At 46.2% G+C, this 1328-nt stretch carries 2 protein-coding genes; both read left to right on the forward strand.

Annotation, left to right across the window (positions count from 1 at the left end):
• Window positions 1-241: anion permease (locus R7O13_RS24180; protein ID WP_318304843.1), on the forward strand; the 241-nt coding region annotated here is incomplete at its 5' end.
• Between the two features lie 266 nt (window positions 242-507).
• Window positions 508-1328 (forward strand): cache domain-containing protein (locus R7O13_RS24185; protein WP_318304844.1); only part of this gene is annotated, 821 nt, incomplete at its 3' end.

Genomic DNA, 1328 nt, shown 5'->3' on the forward strand with positions numbered 1-1328 from the left:
AATTGCCGCAGCAATCGGGGTTTCCATGCCGAGTTTGGCCGCTGTCGGTGGCTTACAAGGCTTACTGGTTGTGGTCGCATTCTCGGCTTCACTGGGCATGATTTTACCTGTCTCCACCCCACCAAACTCATTAGCGTATTCAACAGGCCTGATAGAAAGCAAAGACATGGCGAAAGTCGGACTCATCATTGGCTTAATTGGTCTGTTTATAGTTTACGGCGCTGTGTTGATTCTCTTCTAACGTTCTGGCTCTGTGAGGGGTTACGCCTTCACAGAGCCCCTTCATTCCCATTACCTCGACTTCGTTCCCCTTTGCACACCATGATGAATAGAGATTTAACATTGCATTGCTGAATAAAAATCACACCATGTGCCTCAAGTTTCATCACTAACTGTCGATAAATTCACTAAAGCCTTTCATGTAACGCTCTGTGCTTGAATCGTCTAAACCCTCTGGAGTCACACGTTGTGACACTGATCTTTTTGTCTGTTTATAAAGGTTAGACAATGAGAAATACCATTAAGTTAAAAATCCAGATTGCTATCGCAGTCATTATCGCCATCGTAAGTGGCGTTCAAGCTTGGGTTTCCGTTAATCAACTTCACGAAGAAACCACATCCACACTCAACCGAGAAATACAGAATATTTCTGAGTCGACTAACCGTTATATCAGCGATTGGCTCTCAATTCGTAGCGATATGATGTTGGCTAACGAACAAATCATCGCCGGTTCTGATGATGCAGATCGCGAGTTATTGCTGACCAAACGCGCGGGGAAATTTCTCTCGGTTTACGCAGGGTTCTCTGACGGCGCGATTGCCTACGGCGATAAAAGCGAATCATGGCCATCCGATTACGACCCTCGAACTCGCCCTTGGTATCAAGACGCGATGGCACAATCTGGGCTGATCATTACCGAGCCATACCAAGACTTTGATGGCAGTATTGTGGTCAGCTTTGCCAAAGCGTTTAACCAAAACAAACAAGGCGTATTGGCCGCTGACTTGGCCGTCACAGACATCATCAACGAAGTATTGAATATCCAACTGGATAACAACGGCTTCGCGTTTTTGGTGGATGGCAACAATAATCTCGTCGCTTATAAAGATGAAAAGCTCAGCCAGAAACCGCTCACCACGTTAAATCCAGAACTGACTCGCGATAAAATGGCCAACTTGGCACAACACGCGAAGCTAGAAACAATCACGTGGCCAAAACAAGGCGACCAACTGATTTATGTTGCTCAAGTCCCTAACACCGATTGGTCTCTGGGCGTTGTGCAAGACAAACAAATGGCTTTTGCATCCGTTTCGGAGCAAGTGACCTT

It is taken from the genome of Vibrio sp. Y176, from assembly GCF_033438945.1.